This is a genomic window from Anaerosolibacter carboniphilus (assembly GCF_014205875.1).
Classification (GTDB): domain Bacteria; phylum Bacillota; class Clostridia; order Peptostreptococcales; family Thermotaleaceae; genus Anaerosolibacter; species Anaerosolibacter carboniphilus.
In genome coordinates this window covers 354,624-381,304 of the sequence record NZ_JACHEN010000001.1, presented here as the reverse complement: position 1 = coordinate 381,304, position 26,681 = coordinate 354,624, and the positions used below count along the sequence as shown (strand labels likewise).

26 protein-coding genes are annotated in these 26,681 nt (G+C 36.2%); 12 read left to right on the top strand and 14 right to left on the bottom strand.

Annotated elements, in window-relative coordinates; genetic code table 11:
* Positions 1-101: 101 nt before the first annotated feature.
* Positions 102-1,010: a helix-turn-helix transcriptional regulator gene (locus HNQ80_RS01685; RefSeq protein ID WP_184307494.1), complete on the bottom strand. Its 909-nt coding sequence runs from the start codon at positions 1,008-1,010 to the stop codon at positions 102-104.
* A gap of 322 nt (positions 1,011-1,332) precedes the next feature.
* Here HNQ80_RS01685 and HNQ80_RS01680 point away from each other — a divergent pair, with 322 nt between their 5' ends.
* Positions 1,333-1,743, top strand: coding sequence for a hypothetical protein (locus tag HNQ80_RS01680; RefSeq protein ID WP_184307492.1), 411 nt, complete (start codon positions 1,333-1,335; stop codon positions 1,741-1,743).
* Positions 1,744-1,854: 111 nt separating this feature from the next.
* Here the strand turns inward: HNQ80_RS01680 and HNQ80_RS01675 are convergent, their stop codons facing one another.
* Positions 1,855-1,992, bottom strand: a complete 138-nt coding sequence (locus HNQ80_RS01675) for a hypothetical protein (RefSeq protein WP_184307691.1) — start codon at positions 1,990-1,992, stop codon at positions 1,855-1,857.
* Between the two features lie 242 nt (positions 1,993-2,234).
* Between HNQ80_RS01675 and HNQ80_RS01670 the strand changes: the two genes are divergently transcribed.
* Complete coding sequence (locus HNQ80_RS01670) at positions 2,235-2,858, top strand: CDGSH iron-sulfur domain-containing protein (RefSeq protein WP_184307490.1); 624 nt, start codon at positions 2,235-2,237, stop codon at positions 2,856-2,858.
* 22 nt (positions 2,859-2,880) lie between these two features.
* Here the strand turns inward: HNQ80_RS01670 and HNQ80_RS01665 are convergent, their stop codons facing one another.
* On the bottom strand, positions 2,881-3,837 hold the full coding sequence (locus HNQ80_RS01665) for a lysine exporter LysO family protein (protein ID WP_184307488.1): 957 nt from the start codon (positions 3,835-3,837) through the stop codon (positions 2,881-2,883).
* 133 nt (positions 3,838-3,970) lie between these two features.
* On the opposite strand from HNQ80_RS01665, the gene HNQ80_RS01660 reads away from it, so the two are divergent.
* The 4 genes from HNQ80_RS01660 to HNQ80_RS01645 all read left to right on the top strand — a co-directional run bounded on the left by HNQ80_RS01660 (position 3,971) and on the right by HNQ80_RS01645 (position 8,867).
* Positions 3,971-4,858, top strand: coding sequence for a TraX family protein (locus HNQ80_RS01660; protein WP_184307485.1), 888 nt, complete (start codon positions 3,971-3,973; stop codon positions 4,856-4,858).
* 743 nt (positions 4,859-5,601) lie between these two features.
* Complete coding sequence (locus tag HNQ80_RS01655) at positions 5,602-5,988, top strand: GntR family transcriptional regulator (RefSeq protein WP_184307483.1); 387 nt, start codon at positions 5,602-5,604, stop codon at positions 5,986-5,988.
* On the top strand, positions 5,981-6,880 hold the full coding sequence (locus tag HNQ80_RS01650; protein WP_184307481.1) for an ABC transporter ATP-binding protein: 900 nt from the start codon (positions 5,981-5,983) through the stop codon (positions 6,878-6,880). The genes HNQ80_RS01655 and HNQ80_RS01650 overlap by 8 nt, the downstream gene beginning before the upstream one ends.
* Positions 6,855-8,867: a DUF6449 domain-containing protein gene (locus tag HNQ80_RS01645; protein WP_184307479.1), complete on the top strand. Its 2,013-nt coding sequence runs from the start codon at positions 6,855-6,857 to the stop codon at positions 8,865-8,867. The genes HNQ80_RS01650 and HNQ80_RS01645 overlap by 26 nt, the downstream gene beginning before the upstream one ends.
* Positions 8,868-8,921: 54 nt before the next feature.
* On the opposite strand, the gene HNQ80_RS01640 is transcribed toward HNQ80_RS01645, so the two are convergent.
* Positions 8,922-9,683, bottom strand: coding sequence for a gamma-glutamyl-gamma-aminobutyrate hydrolase family protein (locus HNQ80_RS01640; protein ID WP_184307478.1), 762 nt, complete (start codon positions 9,681-9,683; stop codon positions 8,922-8,924).
* Positions 9,684-10,010: 327 nt separating this feature from the next.
* On the opposite strand from HNQ80_RS01640, the gene HNQ80_RS01635 reads away from it, so the two are divergent.
* Positions 10,011-11,339: a Na+/H+ antiporter NhaC family protein gene (locus tag HNQ80_RS01635; protein ID WP_184307476.1), complete on the top strand. Its 1,329-nt coding sequence runs from the start codon at positions 10,011-10,013 to the stop codon at positions 11,337-11,339.
* A 183-nt stretch (positions 11,340-11,522) separates the two neighbouring features.
* Here the strand turns inward: HNQ80_RS01635 and HNQ80_RS01630 are convergent, their stop codons facing one another.
* From HNQ80_RS01630 to HNQ80_RS01600, 7 genes are all read right to left on the bottom strand, one after another.
* Positions 11,523-12,686: a M20 family metallopeptidase gene (locus HNQ80_RS01630; protein WP_184307474.1), complete on the bottom strand. Its 1,164-nt coding sequence runs from the start codon at positions 12,684-12,686 to the stop codon at positions 11,523-11,525.
* Between the two features lie 15 nt (positions 12,687-12,701).
* Positions 12,702-12,992: a hypothetical protein gene (locus tag HNQ80_RS01625; RefSeq protein ID WP_184307472.1), complete on the bottom strand. Its 291-nt coding sequence runs from the start codon at positions 12,990-12,992 to the stop codon at positions 12,702-12,704.
* Positions 12,993-13,002: 10 nt separating this feature from the next.
* Positions 13,003-13,440 (bottom strand): OsmC family protein, encoded by a 438-nt coding sequence (locus tag HNQ80_RS01620; protein ID WP_184307470.1) that lies wholly within the window; start codon positions 13,438-13,440, stop codon positions 13,003-13,005.
* A gap of 133 nt (positions 13,441-13,573) precedes the next feature.
* The gene (locus HNQ80_RS01615) at positions 13,574-14,767 is read right to left on the bottom strand and encodes a hypothetical protein (protein WP_184307468.1); all 1,194 of its coding nucleotides are present in this window, start codon (positions 14,765-14,767) and stop codon (positions 13,574-13,576) included.
* Between the two features lie 189 nt (positions 14,768-14,956).
* The gene (locus tag HNQ80_RS01610; protein WP_184307466.1) at positions 14,957-15,460 is read right to left on the bottom strand and encodes a DUF2269 domain-containing protein; all 504 of its coding nucleotides are present in this window, start codon (positions 15,458-15,460) and stop codon (positions 14,957-14,959) included.
* A 310-nt stretch (positions 15,461-15,770) separates the two neighbouring features.
* Positions 15,771-16,250, bottom strand: coding sequence for a DUF6530 family protein (locus HNQ80_RS01605; RefSeq protein ID WP_184307464.1), 480 nt, complete (start codon positions 16,248-16,250; stop codon positions 15,771-15,773).
* Positions 16,251-16,473: 223 nt separating this feature from the next.
* Complete coding sequence (locus HNQ80_RS01600) at positions 16,474-17,127, bottom strand: 5' nucleotidase, NT5C type (RefSeq protein ID WP_243182927.1); 654 nt, start codon at positions 17,125-17,127, stop codon at positions 16,474-16,476.
* Positions 17,128-17,640: 513 nt separating this feature from the next.
* Between HNQ80_RS01600 and sstT the strand changes: the two genes are divergently transcribed.
* On the top strand, positions 17,641-18,873 hold the full coding sequence (sstT, locus tag HNQ80_RS01595; protein WP_184307462.1) for a serine/threonine transporter SstT: 1,233 nt from the start codon (positions 17,641-17,643) through the stop codon (positions 18,871-18,873).
* A gap of 68 nt (positions 18,874-18,941) precedes the next feature.
* On the opposite strand, the gene ppsA is transcribed toward sstT, so the two are convergent.
* Positions 18,942-21,566 (bottom strand): phosphoenolpyruvate synthase, encoded by a 2,625-nt coding sequence (gene ppsA, locus HNQ80_RS01590; RefSeq protein WP_184307460.1) that lies wholly within the window; start codon positions 21,564-21,566, stop codon positions 18,942-18,944.
* A 131-nt stretch (positions 21,567-21,697) separates the two neighbouring features.
* Here ppsA and HNQ80_RS01585 point away from each other — a divergent pair, with 131 nt between their 5' ends.
* Positions 21,698-22,288, top strand: coding sequence for a TetR/AcrR family transcriptional regulator (locus HNQ80_RS01585; protein WP_243182925.1), 591 nt, complete (start codon positions 21,698-21,700; stop codon positions 22,286-22,288).
* Positions 22,289-22,468: 180 nt separating this feature from the next.
* Here HNQ80_RS01585 and HNQ80_RS01580 read toward each other — a convergent pair whose 3' ends face one another.
* Positions 22,469-23,158, bottom strand: a complete 690-nt coding sequence (locus tag HNQ80_RS01580; RefSeq protein ID WP_184307456.1) for a Crp/Fnr family transcriptional regulator — start codon at positions 23,156-23,158, stop codon at positions 22,469-22,471.
* A gap of 94 nt (positions 23,159-23,252) precedes the next feature.
* Here HNQ80_RS01580 and HNQ80_RS01575 point away from each other — a divergent pair, with 94 nt between their 5' ends.
* From HNQ80_RS01575 to HNQ80_RS01565, 3 genes are all read left to right on the top strand, one after another.
* Positions 23,253-23,675, top strand: a complete 423-nt coding sequence (locus tag HNQ80_RS01575) for a DMT family transporter (protein WP_184307454.1) — start codon at positions 23,253-23,255, stop codon at positions 23,673-23,675.
* Between the two features lie 11 nt (positions 23,676-23,686).
* Entirely contained in the window at positions 23,687-24,160 is a 474-nt protein-coding gene (locus HNQ80_RS01570) for a DMT family transporter (protein ID WP_184307453.1), read from the top strand.
* 79 nt (positions 24,161-24,239) lie between these two features.
* Positions 24,240-24,929, top strand: coding sequence for a YjjG family noncanonical pyrimidine nucleotidase (locus tag HNQ80_RS01565; RefSeq protein WP_184307451.1), 690 nt, complete (start codon positions 24,240-24,242; stop codon positions 24,927-24,929).
* Between the two features lie 1,109 nt (positions 24,930-26,038).
* Here the strand turns inward: HNQ80_RS01565 and HNQ80_RS01560 are convergent.
* On the bottom strand, positions 26,039-26,476 hold the full coding sequence (locus tag HNQ80_RS01560) for a MarR family winged helix-turn-helix transcriptional regulator (protein ID WP_184307449.1): 438 nt from the start codon (positions 26,474-26,476) through the stop codon (positions 26,039-26,041).
* Between the last annotated feature and the right edge of the window lie 205 nt (positions 26,477-26,681).

Genomic DNA, 26,681 nt, shown 5'->3' with positions numbered 1-26,681 from the left:
AAATCCTTCCTCCTCTTCTCATAAATTGGAATAAGCCTCTCGAAAATTGTGCTTCGTTTTTATCAGAATAACATAATGAACATGCCAACAGTATGGCATGTTCATTTATACATATTCAAAATATTTTTTGAATTCGTTTTCAGTTCATCGATTATTGAATCTGGAGATAAAATATATACTTTATCACCAAGACTAAGTATAAATTCCATTGCATATTGGTGATTCCTATAAACTAAGTTGAATTTAATGCGGTTATCTTCTGTAATTTCATAGGAATCTACTCCATATTGATCAACAATTTTATATTCGTAACAGCGATCTATAAGCATTGTTACTACTTTTTCTTCGTTATTAAAGTAGTTATCCAAATTAAGTCTTTCTTCAGGCACATTCCGGAGTTTAAATTTTATATCAGTTATTTTAAGACTGCTGATTCTATTCAGCTTAAAAAGGCGAAAATCATTCCTTAATTTACAGTATCCAAACACATACCATGCCGACCATTTGAAAGTGATAAAGTAGGGCTCTATGTGCCTTTGTGATAGCCCTTTGTCAGAAAAATAATCAAAGTAAACCTCGAAGCTATTGTGAATTGCTTCCTTCAATTGGCTTATTTTTTGAGGCAGATTGATTTTATAAAAAGAAGTCAAATCGATATACATATTATTACTAACCGATATAATATCCCCTTGTTTTGGAGATAGCTTTTCTAAAAGGAGTTTGATGTTGGCATTGTATGATATACTTTCAATACTTTTCAGGCCGATTATAATATTATCCAGTTCATCATTGGTTAATATGTTTTTGTCCAATTTATAGCCCTCAGCAATGCCAATCCCTCCACCGCCTCCTTGATAGGTGACTATTGGTATACCGGCTATACAAATATTTTCAATGTCCCGATGAATGGTGCGAATAGATACCTCAAATTTTTCAGCTAAATCCTTTGCTTTTATTCTCTCATTATTTAAAAGTATCGTTATTATTCCAAGAAGCCTGTCTATTTTCATACAATACACCATCCTTAGTAAGCCAAGTCCATATTTCTTTTGAAAGTTTCTAAATAACCTTCATTGAACGCTTTCTATATTTCACTCAGACAATTCCTCTTCTTCCATCTCTCATTTAAGTTTTCTTATAAAATTCTACCATAAATTTACTGTTTTTGTAACAGGCAAGACGGAATGGGTCTGCTTGAGTTGTTAGTTGTTCCTTGTTTATATAGGAGGAACCTGTATCGTCAGTTATTTTTAGCCAATCTTCTATAGCTAGTGTATTTATAAACGATTTATGGTAAAATAAAAGAGCATATTTTCTAAAGGGGTGAAATTAATGGACATTACGAGCGTATTTACGATTGGGGCAATAGCTAGTTTGGGAGTGGGCGCAAGTGTTGCATTTTATTATTATAAAAAGCGAAATATAGAGAAGTTATTCAATCAAGTTTATGACATGACAAAACAAGTCCCAAAACAAAAGAAAAATAGTTTTCTGCTGCTGATGTTTAAGGAGTCTCTTTCAGCATCAAAAAACAAATCCAATACGGCTTCTTCTGCTGGTAAACTTAACAATCCTAAGTATTTAGACATTCAATTAATGCATATGGCAAATATTCTTAAGGATACCTCAAAGGTACAGGATAAAACGATTAAAAGATCGCTGGGTTTACTTAACAGCTATCAGGAATGGGAAAAAGCAAAGGTCGCTAAAGAAAAAAAAGTAATTCAAGACAAAGCATCATAAGTGGTCATGAAGACCCTTTAAAACACATCTATCTATTCTATGAGCGCATGATGTACAAAGCTCCTTTCTGGCAAGGATTAGGAAATGATACCAAACCAGAAAGGAGCTTTTCTATTTATTTTTTCTTTTCTTGTTTTCAGGCCCTTTTTCAGGATCTATGATCTCCTGTCTTTCCCTTGCTCGATTCACATCTGTAAGCGTAGGGTTATATAGATCAGCACTTGCCATTTTATCTTTTTTCTTTTTCATATTCTATCACCTCTAGAATATTATGTGTACTTCGTATAACATTATTCAGTACATGATTTCATTTCAAAATATCAAAGAATATCTTTATATCCGAGTACCTATGCGAATCTCCACCATCATCTATAAAGTAACGGTAGCGTCAATAATCATTCCCTATCCTCATTAATGATTAAAAAACCTCTTATGTAATTACCATATTCAGAGAATACTATGTTTAGGAAACAAAAGAAAGAAGGGTCATGATGCCAGAAAAGAATCCTTATATTGTTTTTACGAAGCACACCCCATATATTGTTATGGATGTGGATACCATCATAGATGAAAATCATCAAAAACTAAAGGCTTCTTCTGTTGTAGCCCTATGTAGATGCGGTAAAAGTAGCGCACAGCCTTATTGTGATGATATCCATGCTGTAGACGGGCTAAGAGAAGAAAAAAGCAAGGATCGTGCACCTGATCATCTAAAGGATTATATCGGTGATGATATCACAGTGCATTTTAATTTAGGTGTATGCTGCCATGATGGTTGCTGTGTTGAGAAACTACCTCAAGTTTTTGATATTAATAAAAAGCCTTGGATTCAACCAAACAATGGGAAAATTAAGGATATCATCAATATAGTTGAAGGCTGTCCATCAGGTGCCCTAAGTTATAGTATTGGTAGTAGAAGATATCAAGATTTGGATCGTCCGCCGTCCATTCATATTCAAAAAGATGGTCCCATTGAAATAAAAGGATTTATCAAGCTCAAGGATGATGAGAACACAGTTCCTGCTTGTAAAGAACACTATACATTATGTCGATGCAGTTCATCTAAAAATAAACCCTTCTGCGATGGCGCACATCTTGATGGCAATTTTGAATAAGATAGAAAATATATTTTGTTACTTATTGAAATATTCCATATAGAATAGGAAGTATAAATGGAACAGCAAATGTTAAAATGGTTCCAGTTATCAATGTTACTAATCCTAATTCTGGGCCGACAAACTTTGTAATAGGCATCAGCATGGTGTCCATATTACCTGCAGCACCCCCAGCAATAGGGCTTCCTTTACTGATTTTAATCAATAGCGGAAGCGTCAAAACTGTGAAAAACTCGCGCATAACATTAACAACAAATCCATATGTTCCTGTCTCAATCCCATACATTTTTGTCATGTAGGCTCCTGTTAAGCTATAATAACTCATCCCACTAGAGGACATTACTGAAATCTCTACTGGTAAATTCAACACAATCCCTGCTATAAATCCTCCTGCTACACTTCCTAAAAAAATGGCCAATGAAAGAAAAATAATTCTTGCTCCTAAGACTCTAATATATCGAAATACTTTACGGTTATTTCCCAAGTTTATACCAACTCCTGTATAAAGCAAAACCAGTGATATAGTCAAAATATATCCAAGCAGATAAACTTTGTCTTTCGGCATCGCAAAATATCCTAATATCACACCTGTAACTATACTGAGAGGCATAATTAAAACTAATGGAGACATCTTTTTCTTCTCCTCTTCTAAAACGTTTACTTCATTGTCTAAGCTCATATTTTCAGCGTTTAAATTTTCTTTCATTTTATCCAAAGGCAGTATTGTCTTTTCTACGACTAATGTGAAGATAACACTGAATATAATTGCAAACAAAGCAATAACAAAGCAATTTATCCCAATCATATTAAGCTTTGACATAATCGAATTATTTACGCCTATATTCATCCCGATTGTTAACATAAGAACTATCAGCGTTATATTAATGATAAAATCTATTGCTTTTAAAAATCTGTTCGTTATTTCTTGTAATCCTACAATTATCCCAATCCCTAAGCAACTAAATGGTAAAATAGTCATATAATCCTCCCATATATGGTGAAATATAGTGTATAAAGTCCTCTGTTTTTATTATAAATTATCGATTAGCACATTCAATACTGAATTTGGTATAATTATTTGGAATCGATACGAATTATAGGAGGAGATAGTGATGGAAGCATTGGTTGTTGAAAAAGAAGGACTGCAAAAAAATGCATATCGAAATGATATGCTCAAACTACTGGCATTAGTAACAATGCTTGTTGATCATATTGGGTATATGTATTTTCCAAATGAGATGCTTCTTAGGATTATAGGGAGATTGGCTTTTCCTATCTTCACCTATCAGATTGCCATAGGCTATTCCCGGACATCTAATCTCAAAAAATATGTTTTAAGACTTTCTCTATTTGCACTAATAACGCAACTACCCTATTCTTTTTTTAGCCCCGATATTAAATTTAATCCTATTCATTTTAATGTACTGTTTACGTTTATAACAGCCATAGGGTTGCTCTATGTTTATGATATGGGCGTCTTAAAGATTAGGAATTTTATTAAAGACAAGAATTATAAACACCTTTTATATGGTATATTTTTACTAGCCTTGGCTGTTATAATAATCATTCTTCCCGAAGTAGTAAGCTTCATTGTAAAAGATTTTTATTTAGAATACGGCTTGCTGGCATTAGCCTTAGTTTTATTGTTTCACATCTTTCAAGAAAAGACGGCAGCTGCCATAATAAGCATTATACTATTATATCTACTTCATGGTTATTACAGGGTTGCCCTGTTCAACTCCGCCTATTCAGCAGCACTATTTTGGAGCAATCTTTTCAATTTTAAATTTGTATGGAACCAGCTTAACTTTCAGAATGGATTATCTCAACTACAAAGATACTATTTTAATGCTTGGGGAGTTTTTGCATTAATTCCCATTTTTGTGTCAAAAAGCATAAATCCAAGCAGTATTAGACTTAATAAATATGTAGGTTATATCTTTTATCCTGCACACATGATATTTCTAATTGTTATTGCGGTTATACTGAAGGCTTATTAATTCGAATTTATATTTGATAATAATATTAAAATCTCGATAGTAAAGAGAAAACAAATCAAATTGTCAACATATATGTAAAATTTCATAAGTACATAACTGTATAATACACTCTGTTTATTCACAGAAATACATTCTAGCAGACCAAAATCAGTATGGCATCATCATGAACTGGTATCTTTTCTATCAATTAAAAATACAACTCTACATCAAAACTGTTAAATAGATTAGATAGCTTGAATTGTACTTATAAAGTGTTTGGCGCTAATTCTTCTCTGAGCACCCTCACTGTCAATTTGCACTTCCACTTTATTCTTAAAGTAACCTTTCCCTACTCAAACCACCTTCTGATGTCCTATGTACAGCTTTCACTAATCCACCCATTCTCATCCTGAATAGTATTTGGAAACAGACCTCCAAAACCACAGTTATTTATGGCATGATTCATCCTAACAACACGATCGGGGTTTTTTCATTATACTGCTATCTATCTATTTTACTTGCTGTTTCTACTCTTGAGAATGATTAACCGAAAGGTTGGTCCTCTTCGTGTTTAATGTTTTAATACATGATCATTTTTGATTTAATGGTGTGTACTGTTTGCTAAAATTATCCTTTAGATTACCTATATAACTATGAAATATTCTTTTGGATCGGGTAAAAAAATCTTGACAATAGCAAAATATGGATATATAATCCAACTGTATTAAGTGTATCATTCGTCGTAATACAGTTGGGAGGTGCCTATGTTTCAGTTAGATTTTAAAGACCGAAGACCTTTATATGAACAAATCAAAGAAAAAATGAAACTGTTGATTATCAACGGGGTTTTAAAAGCAAATGAGAAAATCCCCTCGGTCCGTGAACTAGCTCAATCTCTTACCATTAATCCAAATACGATTCAAAAATCCTATAAGGATCTTGAAACAGAGGGGTTTATTTATTCCATCCGCGGGAAGGGAAGCTTTGTCACGCCATTAGATAATACAGTAAATCAAAGCAGATGTAATGAACTCATAGTAGAGTTAGAGAAAATCGCTGCAGAGCTTATGTATTTGAATGTACAAAAAGAACAGCTTATTACCTGCATCGATACTATTTTTCAAAAGGGGGAGGCAGGGCCGAATGATTGAAGTAAAAGACCTAACCAAACACTTCGGTAATTTCAAAGCATTAGACAATCTGAATTTGCATGTCAAAGAGGGATCTGTTTATGGATTGCTAGGTCCAAATGGTGCAGGAAAAACTACACTGATTAAACATCTTATTGGCATATATCATCAGGATTCTGGTAGTGTTCAGGTTCAAGGGGAACCGGTTTACGAAAATCCTAGCATTAAGTCTTCTATCGGATACATATCAGATGATCTATATTTCTTTTCTCAATACACTATCGATGAGATGGCAAAGTTTTACGCCAGCATCTACCCAAGGTGGTGTTGGGAAAGATATGAACTTTTGAAACAGGTATTTCCTATCGATAGCAAAAGAAGGGTGACCCGTTTGTCCAAAGGTATGCAAAAACAAGTAGCGTTTTGGTTAAGCATATGCACTATCCCACGACTAATGATTCTTGATGAACCCGTAGATGGCTTAGATCCTGTAATGCGTAAAAAAGTATGGAACCTGCTGCTTCAGGATGTGGCAGAGCACCAAACTACTGTACTGGTCTCTTCTCACAACCTTAGGGAATTAGAAGATGTATGTGATCATGTGGGAATCCTGTATAACGGCAAAATCGTAGTTGAACGAGAGCTAGACAATATCAAGTCTGATATCCACAAGCTTCAGCTTGCTTTCTCAGGAGAGATTCCTAGCGAACTCCTGTCAGATGAAGAAGTTCTTCATACTTCACAAAATGGTAGTGTGCTGCTTATGATTGTAAAGGGAGATCGAAACAGATTACTATCTAAAGTACAACAAACCAATCCGGTTATACTCGATCTATTGCCTCTAACGCTGGAGGAAATTTTTATTTATGAGTTAGGGGGTATGGGCTATGACATCCAAAACATCACTATTTAGCAAAGGTTTGTTCACCGCTAATATGAAGCGGTTTTGGTGGATTGGCGCTATATATGCATGCATTTTGTTTTTCACAGTGCCTTTTCGATATATCATGTTTGGAGCCAATGTTCAAGATGAATGGAAACGATCTCTGCTAGAAGCCACGCTTAGTTTTTTCTCTGTCCACAACGAATTCCAACTGTGGATGATTGCTGCCCTGCCTACAGCCTTAGCTGTACTGCTCTATAGATACTTAATGACCAGCAAGGCAACTGCGATGATCCATAGTCTTCCTTATAGCCGAAGGACTTTGTATCTCAATCAGCTGATAGCAGGCTTGGTATTACTCACAACTCCAGTTCTTTTAATAGGAATGATCCTAACCTTACTAAAAGTCGTCACTTCTTTAGGTATGTACTATTCCATGCAGAACCTATTCCAATGGATGGGATTAACGACACTTTTTAATATTTTATTTTTCTCTATGGCTGTCTTTGTAGGAATGTTTACAGGCAACTCTGTTGCCCATATTGCCTTTACCTATATTCTACATCTGCTGCCAGTAGGAATTTATATGCTTCTTAAAGAGAATATTGCCGCCTGGTTATACGGATTTAGCAGCAGCAGCGGTTATGATCCTTTTTTCGATAAACTTCCCTGGTTTGTTCTATTTGATAATCGCGCAGCCATACCCTTTCTTTCCGTAGAAGATGTCCTTGGGTATTTGATCATTGCCTTATTGTTCTTTGCAGCCGCTGGCTATGCCTATGAAAAAAGAAAACTGGAAGCGGCCAGTGATATTATTGCTTTTACCTCCTTCCGCCCTATTTTTAAATATGGCGTAACCACTTGCGGTATGCTGCTGGGTGGACTATATTTTAGAAGTATCTCAGAAGGTTCCCTATCTGTATCCTTAGTAGGGTACCTATTGAGTTCTTTGTTCGCCTATGGGGTTGCGGAGATATTAATGCAGAAATCCTTCAGGGTTTGGCATACTTATAAAGGATATCTTACATATGTAGCAGTAGTTTCCCTTCTGTTGGTAAGCATTCAAGTAGATGTCTTCGGTTATGTTCAACATATACCGGAATTAGATGAGGTAGAGAAGGTTTACTTCGGCTATTACACAGACATTTGGACCAGTGAGGATCCTGCTACCGATCCAAAATATAAAGATATGCACCATGAAGCGAATTCCTTCTTTAGCAATCCTGAAAACATAAAAAATATTATGGCGCTTCATACTCAACTCATTCAGCAGCCTAGACAAAAAGTCAGCGGCCCTACACCTTATATCGTATATATACTTAAAAACGGAAAATACCAGGTGCGTCAATATACCATCAACGAGAAACAGTACGGGCCTTTGCTAAAACCAATCTACGAATCCATGGAGTATAAAAAAATAAAATATCCAATTGTAGCACAAAAGCCAGAAGATATTAAGTGGATTCAAATCAGTGATAACCGTACATCTAAAAAACCGCTGGTTTTAGCAGACAGCCCTGGAATGCGGGAGTTTATCGCTCTTTTCCAAGAGGAAGTTCGCTCTATGACCTTTGAAGAGATGAGTGCACAAAGCAGTGATTATGTTTATATACAAATTGCAGACAGCAACGATAAATATTACCATTATGGTTTCCGTAAGGGTTTTGAATCTATGATCTCATGGCTTGACGAGAACGGCCATTATGAAAACTTAGTACTGCTGCCCAAAGATATTGAATATGCTGTCTTAAGAAAAGAAGTCACAAGAGTACAGCTAGCTAAAAACGGGAAGGCTGTTAATGACTCAAACACTGTAGAAATAAGGGACCCAGAAATTCTTAAGGAGTTGTTATCCATAAGTGAAACTTCCCAATACAGCTATGAAAGAATGCCGATCTATGTAGACTTTTACATTAGAGGCCCCTATGGTAACCAATCCTATCAAACACCTTTATATATCAATGTACCTGTTTCTGATGCATTAAAAGGATATATGGAAATCTTGAACCAATCTTAGATCAAACATTAAACCCCAGCATGGATCATATCCTCCATGCTGGGGTTGTATCATCTATAGACAAAGGGGCGTTTCTTTTGTCTTGTCCCCACATCTTTCCTTTATCTTCTTACTTTCCTCAACGAAAGCTATAAATAATGATAGAAATTTAGGATGTTTCACCACCAAATCCTCAGGATGCCACTGCACACCTACAATGAAACTGTGTTCTTGTGACTCAATAGCTTCCACTATCCCTTCTGTAGAAAAAGCAGATGCTTTTAATCCCTTACCTAAGCTTTTCACTGCCTGATGATGAAATGAATTTACATGGATTTCATCTTCTCTAAAAATACAATATAGTTTGCTATCTTTATCAATTTTTACAGAATGATATAATTGATCCCGTGAAGTTGCTGATGGAGAATGTCCTAATGTTCCCTCTATCTGTTTATGGATATCTTGATATAATGTTCCTCCAAAGGCAACATTGATAACTTGTAATCCTCTGCAAATCCCAAATATGGGAATACCCATTTCAGAAGCAAAGTTGCATAAAGCAATCTCCTGCCTATCCCTTTCCCAGGAAATAGAATCCACCTGTCCTGTTGGATTTTCTCCATAGAGTAAAGGAGCTACATCTCCTCCTCCAGTAAGAAGCAAACCATCGATCATTTCTAAATAAATTTTCAACGCTTCTTCATCGTGAATAATAGGAATGACAACAGGTATTCCTCCTGAAAGAATAATGGAATTGATATAGCTATATCCCACCTCACAGAAAGTTTTTTCAGATTTTATATCATTAAAGCTTGTTATCCCAATGATTGGTTTCATAAAATTCCCTCCTTATCATGTAACGATAGATACATTGTTTTTTTATCAATTTCCTACAAATATTCTACACTTTATACTCCATAATTAATTTTTCTCCTGATCTGACAAAACTCCTTCCCGCTAAATATATTTATGAACTTATAGAATGATACTTCCTTCATTGAATGGTTCAATTCTATTTCAATCCAATTTGCAATATAGATTTAAATCTATTTTACTGATGTATCAATTCATGCTAATATTAAGCTATGTGAGTTTGCAGCCTCTTCTTTTAAAAATCTTATTGATCTTCAAAATAAAAAATTTCTCAGTAAAAGAGGTTTTATTATGGATCTATTTATCGGTCTTTTTATTACATTTTGTGCATTGATTTTTTCTATTTACAAGGGATTATTTGTGGGATACCCCCTTTTACTAGGTTTTCTTATTACTGCTTATATTGTATGGAGGAGGGGATTCCTACTAAAAGATATCATCGCAATGTCTTATCAAGGAGGTAAAAAAGCATTTGTTGTTTTAGAAATATTTGTTTTGATAGGGGCTATTACCAGTATATGGATGGCGTCTGGAACAGTCCCAGGTATCGTATATTATGGAATGAAATACATGAATCCAAACTATTTTATCCTATATGCTTTCTTAATCAGTTCCGGTGTATCATTTCTCCTTGGTACATCCTTTGGAGTAGTAAGTACCGTGGGTGTAGCCTTTATTCTTATGGCAAAGAGCGGAAGTGTAAATCTAAATATTACTGCAGGAGCTATTATCGCAGGTGCCTATTTTGGCGATCGATGCTCTCCCATGTCTTCTAGCGCCAATCTCGTTGCAAATATAACGGGCACAAATCTTTACAAAAATATCTCCCTTATGTTTAAGACTTCTATCATTCCCTTTATTTTATCTGTTGTCTTATATTTTGTTTTTTCATTACAGGAGCCTTTGCATTTTATCGAAAGTGGAATAGATACAGAAATCATACATATCTTCAAAATTAACTGGGTGGTTTTATTGCCAGCCATCATCATTTTGGCTTTTTCTATTTTAAAGATCAATGTCAAATTCTCTATGTTGATGAGCATTATTTTCGCTTCCATCATTTCTATTGGACTTCAACAGCATGAATTAATGGACGTCTTGAAGTACATATTCGTAGGCTTCCGGTTAGATGCAAATAGTCCATTGCAGGAGATCATCCAGGGTGGAGGTATTCTTTCAATGTGGAAGGCATCCTTGGTTGTCTTTATATCCTGTGCCTTAGCTGGTATATTTGATAGAACCAATATGTTGAAAAGCGTCGAGCGTATTTTGATGAAGGGAAAAACCCGTTACCAACTCCTTATTTATACAACGATTGTTAGTATTGTTACTGCGGCTGTAGGATGCAGCCAATCGATTTCGGTTGTTCTAACCAATCAGCTTATGCAAAAGAGCTATGAAGACAAAGGCATCGACCATTATCATTTGGCGATAGACTTAGAGAATACAGGGATTGTTTTGGCTGCATTGATTCCATGGAATATTGCAGCTTTCGTTCCTACAACAACCATGGCTGTTAGCACTATAGGATTCGTACCCTATGCTTTTTATTTATATCTGATTCCAATATGTAACATTATATTTTTAAAGATTTCAAAAGTAAAATCGGTTTCTAGATAAATAAAAGGAACACCTAGTTTTTAATGATTTATTCTATATCTTGCTATAATAAATTTAATTTTTATAAAAACAAAAAGCATGTGAACAACTGCCAGCTGTTCATATGCTTTTTGCTTCCCACTATAATAGGAATAGGACCTGTACGCTCCGATGAGGCGTCATACAAGTCCATTATCTTTATTACTATTCTGCTAAAAACATCATGGCATACTGGGCATATAGTGCCGTACCGATCTCTAATCCATCCTCATCCATATTAAATCGTTCATGATGGTGTGGATAACAAGCTTCTTTTTCTTCATTTCTTACACCCACAAAGGCGATTGCTCCCGGCGCTTTCTCCAAGAATAAAGAAAAATCTTCTCCCCCCGTTACCTTTTCCATGTGTATCAATGCTTCTTCGCTAAGAATATTCTCTACGGCTTTTTGTGCTCTCCTCGAGCTAACAGCTTCATTGATCGTGGCAGGTGTACCACAAATATGTTCAAAGCTTACTTCCGCTCGATAACTATTCCCCGTATTTTTAGCAATTCGCTCAATGATTGTTGGGAATGCATTTCTGATCTCTGGATTAAATGATCGTGTGGTTCCTTCTAGAACTGCTTTACTGGCAATCACATTTGCTCTTGTTCCCGAATGAAGCATTCCTACACTTACCACTGCAGATTCCAAAGGGCTTATCTCCCTACTTACAATGGATTGTAAGTCCATGACAATAGCAGAAGCAGCTACCACCGCATCTACCCCTTGATGGGGCAAAGATCCATGCCCTCCCTTACCTTGCACAAAAATCTTGAAAAAATCTGCCGATGCCATTCTAGGTCCTTCCTCTACGCATACTGTACCATAGGGGATATCTGCCCATAGGTGAATGGCAAATACACCATCTACACCGTCCATGACACCTTCTTCAATCATTTTTTTCGCGCCTTGTGCCACTTCTTCAGCAGGTTGGAAGAACAGTTTCACGGTCCCCTTGATTTCATCTTTCATTTCATTTAATATCTTTGCCGCGCCTAATAGCATTGCCGTATGCCCATCGTGGCCACAGGCATGCATGATCCCTTCATTTTGAGATCGATAGGACACTGCACTGGTTTCTTGCACCTGGAGTGCATCCATATCGGCCCTTAAAGCAACTGTCTTTCCTGCTTGATTTCCTTGAATCGTTGCTACCACCCCTGTATTGGCTACAGAAATATAGGGTACCCCTATCTTTTCCAATTCTTCCTTCACCCGCTGTGAAGTTCTTATTTCACCCCAACTAGGCTCTGGATACATATGAAATTCTCTTCTCATATCAATGACATATTGCTTACATTGATTGGCTAGTTCTTTAATTTTCATTGTTACTCACCTCCGCTAGATCCCATATGGTCCTATATACCACTTCAATTCCTTCTCAATATGTAATTCAAGAAAGGCCTCTATAGTTCCAGGTTTTCTCACAGCTTCCTGAATTCTATCTGGATCTAATCCAAAATCCTTCATAGCCTGGGCCGTTGAAATACCCTCTTGATCTTTAAAGTTATCCAGCTGACCCCTCGTGACTTTTCCAACCATAGCACGACTGGCAAGCAACCCTCCTCCAAATCGGCCTCCTTCTTCTTCAATCATCGCAACAAATTCGATGGAAAAATTGGGCTCGTGCATGTTCCTTCTCTTATTCCGTGGAACTTTTAGATTCCATGATTTTAATTTCATGGGTAATATCAGCTCCCTTTGAAAGCAAGGCACTTACATTGCAATACTTTTCTTTTGATAAATAAACGGCCTTTTCCACTTGATCTATAGGTAACTCCTCACCCTCAAATTCATAAACTAGATGAATTTTATGATAATATCTGGGCTGCGCATCATTCATTTCTCCAATAGCTCGGATATTAAAATCTGTTAGCGTTATTTCCATTTTATCTAATAAACAAATCACATCAATTCCCATGCAGCCTGCCAAAGACACCAATAGCAAAGGTTTTGGCAAAAAACCTCTGTTTTTTCCGCCAAACTTTCTTCCTGCCTCAATTATTATCTTATGACCCGAATCATCTTCTGCCTGAAAAGCTACTGTATCTAACCACTTACAATGAATCTCATGCTTCATAGCTATTCTCCTTTAATATTCTTGTTGGACAGTACTTTCTCCTGCACCCCCTTATTCTTGTTCTATCCCTTCAGATAAACTCTGTTATTTCTTCAGCATTCTTTCGAAATAACAGGGTTATCTACATGTTCATTTATAGGAATTTTACAAAGATGCCTGCTATAATTACGGAGACAATCGTAACTGTTGTAAATCCTCCTACTAGCATCTTGGGCAGCATCTCATCCATGAGATATTTTTGTTCTTCTTCTGTTTCAGCTAGGGCCTTTGCTGCTTCCTCCGTTAAAATATAATTTGGTGGAAATCCATATAGTGCCGTTAAAGCAACTGCAAAGGACATTTCTTTAGAGTAACCTAGGGTTTTACCAATAAATATTGAGAAAATCGCCATACCGAATACTCCTAGAAGAATAATTCCTACCAAAGGTCCTACTAGCTGCATCAACATTTCAGGGGTTGCTTTGGCCAAACCTGCAAATACATAGGCCATTAGCCCTGTAATTAAGAATCCAAAGGAACTGGATAGATTGAGGGGTTTCCTTTCAACAAATCCTATTTCAGCAGCAATAACTCCAAAGATTAGGCAAATAACATATTTGGATATTTTGTCTTGAATTACCCCTGCAAAAGCAACGGAGGCCCAAGCCACCACACCTAGTTTAAGCAGCAATACATAGGTAGTTTGATATTTCTTAGGGGTTTCTGGAAAAATCCTAAATCTGCTTTTTTCTTCCAAAATAGTTACAGGAGCTTGCTCTAATGCTTGATCTACTAAGGAAACCTTTCCATCTCTGTATAGGCTCAATAATCTTGTTCCCTCTTTTCTTAGCATCGTAGCCGTCAGAGGATATCCTACAAATCCCTGCATAACATACATGACAATGGCAAGTACTGCTAGCTCTGTCATCCCTTTTGCCGATGCTGCTTCTGACATCATGATGGCTGCCACAATCCCACCAGTTAGTGGCGGTGTAGCGGTTACAACCATTTCCCAACCGAATAGCATCCTACCAATAGTTAAGGTTCCTAAGCAAATACCTATGATCCCGGCCAGAGCTATTACGATGGTTCTCCATTGGGCTGCCAATTCTTTTACGCTTAGCATGGTTCCCATATGAGATATCAATAAGTACATTGACAATAGGATTACTGGCATTGAGAATCCTGCTAATTCCACGATATTTGCCGGAAAGAAAGTCCAAAATCCTAGTAAAAATAATAGTGCAGCAACAAATACTGATGGAATAAATGCTTTTGTTTTGGTAGAAACCACATCTCCAATGGCTAACACCCCTAGGACAACACAAAATGCCATCATCAGACTCATAATCATACCCCCTTTTTTATGAATATACTATGCTCCTGGATAATAACTTATGCTGCAGGCAGTTTGATATTTTGAATTTTAAGGATAGTACAGCACCTCTGATAATTGATGGGAATGGCGGCAGTTATGGAGAAATTAGAAATAAAAAAATAAAGTGTAATTACGTAAAAAAATACTCCCTTCTAATTTCTAGGGAGTAACACTTTTCTTTCTCCAAGGTTTCAATATAGATATGCATATTAAAAAAGTGGATAATACAATCTGCACAATTACAACATATTGTCTTGTGGTATGATTCTGTAAAAAAACAGGATTACTTAAAGCCTTGACTTTTTCTGCCTCAAGAATAGCCATATTTGCAACCATCAATCTATCAACAACAAATATTCCAATAAACGTTTGTGCAATCCAAAACAACCACTTTACAGCTATCCATCTATGTTTTAAAAAACCCCAGTTTGTAAACACACCATATACGATACCTATTATTAAAGTTCCTTGCGCTCCATATTTTACTACATAATCACTTATAATGATTGAGCTTTTATAGGTCGCATAGGCCTCATCAAATGTAGATATTTTAAGATGAGAATTAATAGCCAAAGTACTTATTATTCCACCCAGAAATAAGATTATCAAAAGAATATGTACTATTTTCAACCACTTCAACCCTTGTGATCCTAATTTTTTCATGCATAGCCTCCTTGAAATTCTTAATCAATTCCCCTTATCTCCGAAGCTTAAAACATCTTTTCCAAGATGCTTTGCCTTTATTATTGCCACTAATACTTATCTCATTCACTTTCTATATAGATTTACCCTGCCTGCTTCTTTAAATTCAAGCCAATGCTTGCTGACTATAATAATCGCATCGCAAATTTATGTGGATCAAAAGCTTTTCATTCCTAGGTAAAAGTAAAAAAGAAGAAGGTTTAGTTCTAACGAACCTTAGCCTTCTTCTTTTCTTAAGAATGTTAATTCTTTTCTTTGTTTCACCTATTGATTAGTACCCCATCTCCTTTAATATTCTAGATAAAGTACGTAAACGCTCCCCAATAAGTTCATCATCGGCACTGAGAGCTTGGCTGAATAATTTAATATCTTCATTAATTTTTTCATTATCCGTACATATAGCTACTGTCATGGCGTCACCCTGTAAACCCACTCTATCTATAACAGGATTTTCTGTATTATATAATTTCTCATATCGATAGGCCTCTCTAAAATGAAGTTTTGTTCTGCAAACAAGAATTGCAAGGTCAAGCACACGATGAAGCGGCAACTCTTCAGATTGTCTAGACCATTTTTCTCCTGTATATCTCCATACTTTAGCAGATATATCTACCTTACCTCGATCATTCCATTGCGCTAATCCTAATGAAAGACCTTTCGCATCTGAATTGTAAGCGTATCTGCCATCAATATTCTCATAGTTATCAGATACAATAACTGGTTTATGTTTTAAAGTAGTTGGTATTTTCATAATTTATCCTCCTGACACTTTTCTCGATTCACTAAACTACTAATCTACTAAATAAGTAATTTAATTGTAGTTTATCTTATGCAATTTGTCAACATATGATACAAGACTATCTAAAGTTTTTCTCTTTATCATTCAAAAAACCGGTTAAGGTGAATGTACACCCTAACCGGCTTATTTGTGTTTTATTCAACTTGTCATTCTATTGTTATCCTGCCAAGTTTTACTAAGCAATCTTCATAGATCCGTCATTATGTCCAGCTTTGTATTCTTCAATTATTTGGCAGCTATCTACTGCCTTTTGCACAATTGTCTCTATACTTCGATTGTATTCTTCTATTCTGCTGTGGATATCCCCCCAATTAAAAACTCTTGTCACTCCTGGAATCAATGGGTTCCGATTATAGTAACAGTCGATCAATAATACTTCGAAGCCAGCCAGTGCCAGTTGAATAGCATTTTCATATCGATCCTCTATAAAAACATGACATTTCAATTCTTTGGCTTTATCTACTTTATAATGCGTTCCTAAAAAATGAAATTCTCCTTTAGGCAGATTATGCTTACGGAACCACGCTTCAGTTACTTCTTTCATTCTCGCTTCTCTAGCAGTGACATAAGTAATTTTATGCTGTTGATCTAATGCCCAAAGAATTTCCTTTGCATTGTCTCGCAAGTCTGCCTTTGTATGTATTTCTTCACCATATACTTCATAAAACTTCAGATAGTCTTCCTTCGGTATCTCTAACACTTCATGGATTTCATATTTTGTAACTTGGAAAGGTTTTATATCTATTCCAAAATGTTCATTCGCCATTTCCAACCAATAATAAGCATCTGTTATGGTCCCATCAATATCAATACATAGATTCAACTTCATCAAAATCACCTCTCCTTTTCAGTTTCTTTTTCATTGTACATTTTTATTTTTAAATGGCGATTAAGGTTATATTAATTTATAGTAAAAAACCGTCAGTATAAATGAAGGCTTAAGGAACATACCTTAGTATTTCTTAAAATCTAGGGGTAAGCCATACGTCCCTTTTCAGGGAAAATAACATCAGCAATTCAAATATGATTTATAACTTCTCATTTCTAGATCAAAAATTAAAATTATACTTTTATTAAATAAGTGGCATACTACATTTACAATCATGATTAGTAATAGAATACAGCAGCGCTTGTTTCCTTTATAGAATAAACATATTTTTACAAAATTGACATAACTTTATTTACATAATTTAATTTTTTACTTTTCATGAGCTAGAATTTATGGTAAACTAGTCTTTGTCGTATAGCTATGAGGGACAACCCATCAGATAGCAGCACATCTAAAATAGCTATGGGCAATCGCAATATTATTTATATCTTATCTATAGGAGGAGAAAAGACTATGAGAAACCTATTGAACAAGTGGAATCAGTTGAGCTTGGTAAAACGAATCTTTGTTGGTTTGATTATCGGTATTATCTTGGCTGTAACGATTCCAGATGTAGCAAGTCCTATCGTCATTTTTGGTTCTTTATTTGTAGGTGCTTTGAAAGCGATTGCACCTATGTTGGTTTTCTTCTTGGTAATGTCAGCCATCTCTCAACATAAGAGTGGTCAACAAACCAATATGAAATCCATTATCGTCCTTTATCTTTTAGGAACATTCCTAGCTGGATTTGTGGCGGTTATTGCAAGCTTTATTTTCCCAGTAACATTGACACTTGCAGCGGGCGTTGAAAGCGTTTCAGCTCCTGGCGGTGTAACAGAAGTTCTAAAAGCGTTACTGCTAAACCTTGTTGACAACCCAATAAAAGCACTATTTAATGCCAACTATATTGGTATTTTATCTTGGGCAGTTCTTCTTGGCTTAGCTTTAAAAGGTGCGCCTGATACTACAAAAACGATGATTTCTAATTTTTCAGATGCGATTTCCCAAATGGTTAGATGGGTTATCAGCTTTGCGCCATTAGGAATCATGGGTCTTGTATTTGACTCTATTGCTACAAGCGGACTTGAGTCTCTACTAAGCTATGGACAATTACTTGCAGTTCTGATTGGTTGTATGCTATTCGTTGCTCTTGTTGTTAACCCAATCGTTGCATTCGTAATGATTCGTAAAAACCCATTCCCACTTGTTCTTAAGTGCATCCGGGAAAGCGGTATCACGGCATTCTTTACTCGTAGCTCAGCTGCAAACATTCCTGTAAATATGAGCTTGTGTGAAAGACTAGGTTTAGATAAAGATACCTATTCAGTATCTATTCCATTAGGTGCAACAATCAACATGGCTGGTGCAGCTGTTACGATTTCTGTACTAACACTTGCAGCGGTTCACACACTTGGTATTCAAGTAGATATCCCTACAGCAATCATCCTAAGCGTATTGTCTGCTGTAAGTGCTTGTGGTGCTTCAGGAGTAGCTGGTGGTTCCTTATTACTGATTCCTCTAGCGTGCAGCTTGTTTGGAATTCCAAATGAGATGGCTATGCAAGTAGTCGGTGTAGGCTTTATCGTAGGTGTTTTACAAGACTCCTTTGAAACAGCTCTTAACTCATCTACAGACGTACTGTTCACAGCAGTAGCTGAATTTGCAGAGTGGCGTAAAGCAGGTAAGGAAATCGTTATCAATAAATAGAAGCGAAATATAAAAGTAGAAGGGCAATACACTCTTGCCCTTCTACTTTTTTTCTCTTCTCATGATCATTATTCCAGTATTTCTACGTATCCTTCCGTTCCATTCACTCGGATTCGCTGTCCGTCTTTTATCAGCTTTGTAGCGTTTTCTACCCCTACTACGCCAGGAAGACCATATTCCCGTGTGATCACTGCACCATGAGTAGTGAATCCACCCACTTCAGTGACTAGACCTTTTATGGTCACGAAAAGTGGAGTCCAACTGGGATCTGTAAACTGAGTTACCAGAATATCGCCCTCTTCAAGCTTTGCCTCATCTACGGATAAAACCACTCGGGCACGGCCTTCAACCACACCACTAGAAACCGGAATACCTGAAATTGCCCCTTTGGGCATATTATCCGAGGATAACCCGACAGTTGGAACAAAACCATCAGAAGTAATCACACGAGGAGGAGTTAGTTTCTCATAGTGAACATAATCATCTCTCCTTCTTTTGATGATCGAGTAATCCAGCTCATTTGTTTTTACCACCTGGCATAACTCATCGAAATACAAGTAGAAGATATCCTCGCGGTTCTTAATAACGCCTTTATTTACCAGCCTATCTGCTTCTTTCATCAAGGCCTTCTTATAAACCTGATAACGCCGGACAATGTAGTATTTCGGATATTCACGACATCCTATGAAGTTACGCAGCAGACGGATGCTCTTCCTGATCTTTTTCGCCTTCTTATCCCCGCCCGCCATATTCTTCAAACGGCAGATGATCTCCTCTTCCTTCACCTTCGCTTCCTGCTTTCCCTTTTGGAATCTGGTTACATGTTCACCAGACTCAAGGACACGGATATTGTTAAGCAACATAGGGATAAGCTGGGTCGGTTTTTCTTCAAAACGAGCCTTCGTGATGTCTATCTCACCGGGACAACGCATGCCATATTTATCTAGAAATTCTTTAAATGCTTGTCTGGTTTCTTTTCCTCCTGGAAGTTTTATCATTTCTTCAAAAAAGCTCTCGTCAGCAGGGTCGTTGGAAATGTATGCCAAGACCTTTGGAAATCTACGGATAGTGTCCGCCACATCGCATAAGGCCAAACCCATCTCCGTGGTAACATTATGATCCAGAGACTTGGTAAGAGCGTCAGCTATATTCTTCTCTCCCAACCATTTCTCCACATTCTTATTGAGAGAATCATTAACCAGTATTGCTGCGATGATAGTCCCGAGCATCCTTGGATCATAGGACATGGCTAATAATTTATCTCGATCATTACGTATGAATTCAAGTGCTTGGTCTCCTGACAGCTTTGAGAGCTGCTCATCTACTTCCCTAACCTCTTTTTCAAATCCAGTGAGTATTTCCTCGATAATGGAGGGATCATTTTTTCTATGGATTTTTATTGTCTCTACAATAGAGGATATTGTGAATATTCCTCCCTTTACATTTCTTTTCCCGTGGGGAAGGGCATCCATAAAATCTTTATCTTCTAGCAGTTTTTTAAGGGCACTCTGAATGAGGGGGTCCTGTTTACCAGTTGCCATTACTAATCGATTCCTTCCTATCCCTGAAGATAAGTCATGGGTAATATCAGTAAAAATTCGACCACCTGCCTTATCCATAGTAGATTCAGAAAGCATTTCGAAGAAAGACATGCCTAAAGGCTTAATGACGTCGATCATCATCTGAGTATGGCCGATTGACATATATACACGAGGCTTTCTGGAATCTGTTGATTCTGGAATAGGAAACAGTGTCGTGATGGGACGACTTTGAACAATGTAAAATGCGTTATTCACAAGGCACCATTCTATATCCTGTGGTGAACCGAAATGGGCCTCGATTTTCTTGCCTATAGCAGCTAGGTGCAGTATCTGCGCATCTGTCAATGCCTCGTTTCGCTGCCTGTTGTTCTCAATCTTTAATTCTTGGGTTCCACCACCCTGCACAGGCCGGATTTCTAATTTTTGTGTGCCTATGCTTTTTCCAACAATCATACCGTTTTGCACCTTGTAGATATCTGGATTTACAAGGCCAGACACCAATGCCTCTCCAAGCCCGAATCCAGCGTCAATGGACAGTGTCTTCCTATCCGAAGTCATCGGATCAGCTGTAAACATGATACCTGAAACTTCTGACATAACCATTTTCTGAACGACTACTGATAGCAATACCTTTCGATGATCAAAACCATTTTGAATACGATAGGTTACAGCACGATCCGTAAACAATGATGCCCAGCACTTGATAACATGCCCTAGGACTTCACCTTTCCCCTTGATATTCAAATAGGTATCTTGCTGGCCAGCAAAGGAGGCGTGGGGTAAATCCTCTGCTGTAGCGCTTGACCGCACAGCATAGGCTTCCTGTTCGCCAAATAAGGCCAGTGCTTTCATAATTTCATTCTCAATATCCTTCGCCATTTTAAGGTTTTCAATAGAAGAACGTATTTTTTTACTTATTTCTGAGATTTGGTCTCTATCATCCGATTTTAATTCTGTTAGCTTCTCAAGCAATGCTTCCAGTTCTACATTGTTTTCGATGGATTTTCTATAGGCCTCGGTTGTAACACAAAAGCCATCTGGTACTTGTATTCCATCAATTTTTGATAGTTCCCCTAGGTTTAAGCCTTTGCCTCCGACGACCATGAGCCTTGTTTTGTCTATTTCTTGAAAACTTAACACATAAGGTTTCATAGTATCCCTCCATAGAAGTTTTGAAATTTCATTCTCTTGATTTCATATTATACCCCAAAAGTTATGTTGTCAATACGTTTTGAAATTAACATTGATATATTTCAAAACTATGTTATAATAAAAATTGGGTGATGAACATGAATGGCTATGAAAAAAGAACGAAAGCAAAGAAAGAGTCCATTATCAATGCTGCGCGGGAGCTCTTCACCGAGCGTGGTATAACGGATGTTGGTATCAGCGAAATCGCTGCAAAAGCTGGTGTTTCCCAAGTATCAATTTATAATTACTTTGGTGACAAGAATTCTCTCGCAAAGGAAGTGCTGATTTCTTATCTAGATCAGTCAATCCAAGAATATGAGGAAATTCTGAAGGGAGATATTCCTTTTTCCGAAAAGCTAAAGATTATTATGGATAAAAAACACGATGCTGTGATTGAGGTAAGCCGTTCCAATTTTAGCAAGTATGCATGGGAAGACAAAACTTTGCAGCAAGTGTATAAGGAAGCTGCAACCATAAAGGCAACCTCCATATATACCAAATTTATCGAATTGGGAAAAAAAGAGGGGGCTATTGACGAAAGCATTCCAAACGATGCGATTCTTTCATTCCTTTTTTCGTCAGTATCTATCATGCAGCAGTCTGATTATCTTAAAACCAGCCTCGAATACAAAATGGGGATTTTACGGTTATTTCTATATGGCCTGTTGGGAAAAGAAGAATAATTCCTAAATAAGCTCATTGTGCTTCATATGTTTTCTGTTTAGAGAGTATGGTGCATAGGCAAACAAGTGAAGTTTATGGTCCTTCTCAATCGAAAACAAATAATTGAAAATAGTACTATGAAAATATAAAAGCCCTTGAGTCCAATAAATCCTCAAGAGCTTTTATATTTTTCGTTAGCATTAGAGGGATTTTATATATAAATTTTTAGATAATTGTCGAAGTCTATTCTCATCTAATATATATATTGTTTTATTCTCAGATTTTATAATGGATTCTGATTCTAGTTCTTTAAAGGTTCGATTTAAGTGCCTATAGGTTGTTCCTAAAAATTGAGCGATTTCTTCAAATGAAGAATTTAAAATTATGTAGTTTTTATCGGTTATGTGCTCAACTAAATAACTGGATAATCTATTGATAAGCGGATATACAAAGTTGTAAGAGCTGTTATTTATGGTTGCATAAAGTTTTTCGCTTAAAGAGTCTATCAAATGATGTAAAAACTTTATATTATCCAAATATTTTTTTCTGAGTATATCTGAAGGAATTGCTATCAAATAAGTATCTTTTATCGCTTCAACATTGCAACGTATCGGAATGTTTTTTAGGAACTCTAAATCTCCTAATGTATTAAATTCTTGATAAAACTTAAGAAACATTGATTTACCGTTTTCAAAAAGATAAGATATCTTTATTTTTCCATCTACAAGCAAATAGTAGTATTCAAGATCAGACTCTGCTTCTAATACGAATTCCTCTTTTTGATAAAAATGAAGTTGTGCATATTTTAATATATCTTTATCAAATATGCTTTCTATATTATGTTTAACGATATAATGGTTTAAGAGGTTGTTGTCAGAAATTCTTCTCATAAATCCTCCTTAATACGACATATGTCATATTGAAATTCATATCAATATGGTAATTTATTTATTAAGTATTGTAAAGCATGGGAGGAATTCATACATGTATAAAAACTTGGCTCTCATAAATGGTGTTCTGCTTGCCATCATGGTTTTTTTAAATGGAATGCTGTCGAGCATCACAGGACCCTATATGAGCACATTCATATTTCATGTACTAGGATTTATATTGATTTTAATGATATCCATAGCAAAGAAAAATACGCTTTCAAATTTAAAAGAACTACCGCTTATGTTTTTTCTGCCAGGTGTACTAAGTGTAATAACTATTCTTTTAAACAACATATGCATACCTCAAATAGGAATAACCCTTACTATAGGGGTGAGTCTATATGGGCAGCTTGTAATGTCTAGCCTAGTAGAGCATTTTGGATTGTTTGGAATGCCCGTTAATAGGTTCAGGAAAGAAAAAATATTAGGATTTTCAATCATTTCACTTGGAATAATCGTTATGATTACTATGTAAGGAGGGTTGCAATGATATATATTATCTTATCATTTCTCGTTGGGATAACAATCGTTATCAATATGATGATAAATGGAAAGCTATCTCAAAGAGAAGGTATGATCAATGGCGTTATTATCAATTATTTGATGGCAACAATATCTTCTATTATACTGTGTATTATTATGATAAAATCTATACCATCTTATACGGCTATACGGGTTGTTCCCCTACCGTACTTTATAGCAGGCCTTATTGGCGTTATGACAACGTATTTATTTAATGTCATCATTCCGAATGTGCCTGCAGTATATGTAGTGATACTTCGATTTATTGGTCAAATATTTACAAGTGCGATGATAGACTATATATACTTAGATATTTTTTCTAAGGGCAAGATAATCGGAGGTGCATTATTTCTTATAGGACTTATCATGAATGCAAGAGCTGATAACAAGTATGCACAAAAAAATCTTAAATTGAGTGAGCATATTAAAGTATGTTGAATAATTCAACACTTAAAGACTTGTTTATAAATAAATTGATAGGATATCCAAAGAATTCAATCATTTGAGGAGGTTTATTATGAAATACGAAATTATCATATTTGATGCAGATGAGACTTTATTTGATTTTAAAAAATCCGAAAGAGATGCTCTTAAAAATACAATGCTTGAATTTGATATTGAATATGATGAAAATCATCATTTGAAAATCTACCAGGGCATAAATACAGCTATATGGAAAGAGTTTGAGGATGGCCTTATTACTCAGGGAAAATTAAAGGTTGAGAGATTTAAAAGATTGTCCGATAGTCTAAATGCTGGGTTTGATGAGGTGGCATTTGCAAAATCATACATGAAGCATTTATCTTATGCATCGTTTCTATATGATGATACGATAGACCTTGTAGAAAGTCTGCATAAAGATTATAGACTTACGATCATTACAAATGGGCTTACGGATGTGCAGGATCATAGAATAAGGAAATCTATTATAGCAAAATACTTTGAGGATATAGTAATATCCGAGGAGGTTGAGGTATCAAAGCCGGATTCTAGAATATTTGAACTTGCTCTAAACAATATAAAGCATACTGACAAAAACAAGGTATTGATCGTAGGAGATAGCTTAACATCTGATATACAGGGTGGCATAAATTTTGGAATAGATACTTGTTGGTTTAATCCGAATAAAATTGTAAATAAAACTGGAATAAAACCAACTTATGAGATTTCTAATTTGATGGAACTTAAGGATATACTTGAAAAATAGAAATAGATATTGAAATTTATATATTTTATATTTCCTTGCCCTAGCTTTGATACCCTATAAAATATCTCATAATAAAAAAATAAGACATCTCGTTGAATTTAACGAACCGTCTTTTTCCCTTACTTTTAGACTGTCACGATGTTATAGGGACAGGATTATTGAAAACGCCTGTTTTCATTGAACTGAATGAGATCTATAGGCCCTCCATTACTTCCATCAGCCAACTAGGTTAGCTCGAGTATAGTTTTAGGCTTTGTTTCAGCATCATGTTGATACGATAACATGATGAAAGGAAACCCTTGTTTGAAGAGTCCCTTAGTTCTTAAAAAATAAAGAATGTGACACAACCGTAGGGACGTGCATTGCACGTCCGTTCCAGATTATTATCCCCCTATAAACGGAACGCAACAGGAGGCGCTCCCTACTCAGGATGATAGTCAGATTAATATCTGTGGTCTGCGGGCGAACACTGTTCGCCCCTACCAATGGGCACATTATCTCGTAGGGATCGACAGCCCTCGCCGTTCCGTGGTTTTTATCTGTATCCTACAGAACGACAGAGTCATTGTTCCCTACACAAACACATGATGAATTAATCTATCGTAGGGTTGGACGACCCTGTCCAACCGTTATTGTTGCGACATATTTTTCTACGATTATGAATGAATTCCCTTATACAGAATATGGGTATTCTATGCCTAATTTATTGAAACTATTGCCCAAACTTATACTGATAAGAAATCAAGCCATTGAATTTTTATATTCGCAAGGCACCTTCGTTTGACACAAACCACATCCTGATGCAAAGGTAGCACAACACTTATAACGGTTCCTCCATGATAGCTATCTTGTCCAAAAACCATTTCGAAGGCTTCTCGGAGAGTTAGATGATCACTGCCAATTATTTTTTTATACTCCTCAAACAGCAGATCATCTGCGGATGCAAATTTTATAATAGGCTCATCGTAATAACTTCTTCTAGCCAGTTCTCTTTGTTTTCCAGTACGTATCTCATCATTTCACTTTTTATTAAATCTTTCATTCTACTATCTCCATTGATTATTATGCATTTTAAATAATTTTGTATATACACTATTTCTAGAAAAATATTAAGGCACAAGTGCCTCAATTTTAGAAAGTAATACTGTCAAAGTATTTATATCATCCTTGCCCAAATATTGTTCTATAAAACTTTGAGCCTCCGACCAAAGTCGTTCTGCCTTCTCAAAAGTTTCAAGTCCTTTATCAGTCAATTTTAGTTGACGATTGCGGGTCCCCTTCTCTGCAATATCTGTGATCAACCCCCGCACCTCTATGGGTTTAAGATTCCTTACAAGAGTGGTTCTATCCAATCTGATTTTCAATGCTAAGGCACTCACACTTACAGGTCCCATATGCTTTATATGCTTAAGCAATGAAAATTGGCTTATCTTAAGCTCACTCGGTGCGAGGAATTCATCGTACACCTCAGTAATTGCCTGTGAAGCTCGGCGCAGGTTAAGACAATTACATACGGCCGATTGTTTATTATAGACTTTTTTATCCATATTATCACCTTTCTTAGCTTTCGTGTACGTACACCATTTAAATAATACAGTATTATTATACTTCTGTCAATCATCTAGCGAAGGAGGGCTACAATCAACATAGAATATAAACTGCTCAAATTTTCTCCTTATTCCCCAAGTTGAGTCCTCACTTATTGAACAACTCTCATCTTAAGTGGTATATGGGAGCATGTCCCGCATTGTC